Origin of the sequence: Nocardia concava NBRC 100430, from assembly GCF_000308815.1 — a bacterium.
Lineage (GTDB): Bacteria > Actinomycetota > Actinomycetes > Mycobacteriales > Mycobacteriaceae > Nocardia > Nocardia concava.
Window position 1 is genome coordinate 1 of sequence record NZ_BAFX01000090.1, and the last position, 3,593, is coordinate 3,593.

The 3,593-nt window shown below is 69.7% G+C and carries 2 protein-coding genes; both read right to left on the minus strand.

Annotated elements, in window-relative coordinates; all coding sequences use genetic code 11:
* Positions 1-1,039: phosphoenolpyruvate carboxylase (locus ON43_RS21155; RefSeq protein WP_245568684.1), on the minus strand; the 1,039-nt coding region annotated here is incomplete at its 3' end.
* Positions 1,040-1,123: 84 nt separating this feature from the next.
* Positions 1,124-3,593, minus strand: a 2,470-nt coding sequence (locus tag ON43_RS21160; protein ID WP_040810062.1) for a bifunctional acetate--CoA ligase family protein/GNAT family N-acetyltransferase, incomplete at its 5' end; no start/stop codon positions are given.

The following is a 3,593-nucleotide window of genomic DNA, read 5'->3' on the forward strand; positions in this document are numbered from 1 at the left end:
GGCATGCCGTGGCGCTCAACCGTGCCCGGATGCCGCGGATGGCCCGACGGTACGGCTCATCGGCGCGCTGCGGCGAATCGTCGTATCCCGCATCGGCGATGGCCGCCAGCTCCGGGGTCACCGGCACCAGCCGCGCCGACTGTGACAGCGACTTCTCCAGCTCCACAAGAGATTTCAGGTACCGATCGAAGGCCACCGCACCCGCGCGGTGGGTGGCGCGGTGCACGACCTCGGCGGTCACGAACGGATTGCCGTCGCGGTCTCCGCCGATCCAGGAACCCGGCCGCAGGATCGGCCGGTTCAGCAGCTCGTGCCCGGGCCAGCGTGAGCGCAAAGCCGCGCGGACCTGATCGTTGATGCGCGGGATGACATCGAACAGCGTCAGGTCGTAGTAGCGCAGCCCGACCTCGATCTCGTCCTGAATCCGCAAGCGCGCCAACCGGATCAGCGCTGCCCGCCACAGCTGCAGCACCTGCCGCCGGATATCGACCTCGAGTGCGTCGAACTCGGGCTCGTACTTGTTGTAGCGCTGGCGCTGGCGCATGAGTTCGGTGATGCGGCCCTGTACATCGAAGATCGTGCGCCGGCGGGTCTCGGTCGGATGCGCGGTGATGACCGGCGACACCAAGGCGTCGGCGAGCAGATCGGCCACCGCGTCCCCGTCGGGTCCGGTGGCGTCGAGCTTGCGGTAGGTGGCGGCCAGGCTGGAGTCCTGCGGCGGCTCCCCCGCCGCGATGTGCACCGCGCGCCGCCGGTCGCGCTGCAGGTCCTCGGACAGGTTGGCCAGCAGCAGGAAGTGGCTGAAAGCGCGGATCACCGGGATGGCGGTGCGGATGTCGAGATCGCGCAGCATATCCGCCACCGCGCTGCGTTCGACCTCGGAGCGGCGGATCTTGAAGGCCTCCACCCGGACCCGCTCGATGAGGTCGAAGATCTCCGCGCCCTCGTGGTCGCGAATCGTGTCGCCGAGGATCCCGCCGAGGAACCGGATATCGTCGCGCAGTGGCGCGGTCGCCGTCTCGATCTGGTTTACCTGCACTACGTTCACCTCTCCGAAGCGTTCGCTTCTTTGTGTCGCGAGCCGTTTGTGACGGCTGTTCAACCCTTTCGGCGCCAGCCGAGGTCAACCCATTCGGCGCGGACCGATATCGAACCTGTTGGGCTCCGGTCCGATCCGCACCCGTCCGTACAGCACGGCCGCGCCGTCGGGCGAGGCCAGCACCGGTTCGCACTGCAATTCCCGGACCTCCGGGAGGTCGTCGCAGAGCGCCGAGATCCGTTGTGCCAGTTCGGCCAGCGCGATCTTGTCCACCGGCTTGCCGATATCGCGGCCGCCGACGGTGCCCGACAGCAGCGGGGCGGCGCGGGGCGCGTCGATGAGTTCGGCCGATTCCGCCTCGGTCAGCGGCAGCGCCCGGTACACCCGGTCGCCCAGCAGATCGATGATGGTGCCGGACAGTCCGAAGCTGATCACCGAGCCGAACGACGGGTCGTCCTGCGCCCGGAAGGTGCAGCCGACGCCCTTGGTCGCCATGCGCTGGATGTGCACCGGATTGCCGGAGATCTCGGTCAGATCCGTGAAGGCCCGCCGCACGGCGTCGGCCCGCCACAGATCCAGGCGGACACCGGTGAGATCGGGCCGATTGCGCCACATCTCACCGGTGGCCTTGGCCGCCACCGGGTAACCCAGCTCGTGCGCCGCGGCCACCGCGGCTTCCGCGTCGCGCACCTCCCGGAACTCGACGACCTGGATTCCATAGCAGCCCAGCAGTTCCGCGGCCTGCAGATCGGTCAGCCAGTGCGCGGAGTCCTCGGACATCCAGCGCGCCACCAGCTCTCGCGCACGGGCGGTATCGAGCCCGCCGGGCCGGGCGATCGGTGACAGCGGCCGGGTCCGCCAGTCGGCATAGCGCCGCACCCGTGCCAGTGCCCGCGCCGCCCGCTCCGGATCGCCGAAGGAGGGGATGGAGCCGCGTTCGAGAATGCCGCCCGGCCCGCGGGTGGCCAGCAGATTCGGCATGCCCTGATCGGCGACGAAGGTGGTGAGAACCGGTGTCGCCGGATCGGATTGGGCGCCCGAGCGAATGGCCTCGGCGAACGAGGCCACCGCCGCGGGCACCGGCGGCGAGTAGATCACGATGACCGCCTGCACCGCCGGGTCGGTGACGGCCGCGGCGACCGCGGTCAGATAGTCGGCCGGACTCGCCTGCGGACCCAGATCGATGGGCTCGCCCACCTCGAGGCCTTCACCGCGGGCCGCGTCGACCGCCAGCCAGCTCAGCGCGGCGCTGTTGCCGATCACCGCGAGGCACGGCCCGGCCGGCAGCGGCTGATAGGCCAGCAGCATGGCGCAGTCGAAAAGCTCGGTGATGGAATCGACCTGGATGATCCCGGCCTGCGCGAACAGATTGCGCACCAGCGAGCGGTCCAGGTCCCGATCCCCGTCCATGCGGGCCACATTGCGGCCGCTGTTCACGGCCACAATGGGTTTGGTGTGCGCCAGCCGCCGCGCGATGCGGGAGAACTTGCGCGGATTGCCGAAGGTCTCCAGATACAGCAGCACCACATCGGTGTTCGGATCGGAGTCCCAGTACTGCATCAGGTCGTTGCCGGACACGTCGGCACGATTACCGGCGGACACGAACGTCGACAATCCCAGCTGCCGCGCCGCGGCCTCACCGAGGATCGCCGCGCCCAAAGGGCCGGACTGACAGAAGAACCCGATCCGCCCGCGGCCCGGCAGCACCGGGGCGAGCGTCGCGTTCAGCGCGATCGACGGATCGGTATTGGCGATGCCGAGCGCGCTCGGGCCCACCACCCGCATGCCGTGCGCGCGGGCGGCGTCGACCAGCTCGCGTTCGGCCTCGTAACCGCGCGGCCCGGACTCGGAGAATCCGGCCGTCAGCACCACCAGCCCCTTGACGCCCTTGGCCATGCAGTCGTCGAGCACCGACCCGATCTCGGTGGCGGGCACCGCGATCACGGCCAGATCGACCTCGTCCGGAATATCACGCACCGTCGGATACGCCCGGACCCCGCGCACCGCCGTGCGATTGCGGTTCACCGGGAACACCGGCCCCTGATAGGCACCCGACAGCAGGTTGGCCAGCACCGCGCCGCCCACCCGGCTGGTCGAGGGCGTCGCGCCGATCACCGCGACGGACCTGGGCGACAACAGGTTCCCGACACTGCGGGCCTCGGAGGCGCGCTCACGCGAATCCCGCACCGACAGCAGCGCCTCGGTGGGGTCGATGGCGAACTCCAGGTGCAGCACCGAGCCGTCACGGCTGCGCTGCACCTGATATCCGGCGTCGCGGAACACCTGCACCATGGCGTTGTTCTCGGCCAGCACCTCGGCCACGAAGGTCTCGATATCGTTCTCGGCCGCCGCACCGTTGAGATGCTCGAGCAGAATCGAACCCAGCCCACGTCCCTGATGCTCGTCGGCCACCACGAACGCGACCTCGGCCGCGCGCGGTCCGGGGCGATCCGCCAGGTACTCGTACCGGCCGACCGCGATGATCTCGTCGCCGAGCTCGGTCACCAGCCCGACCCGGTCGTGGTAGTCGACGTGGGTGGTGCGGTACAGGTCC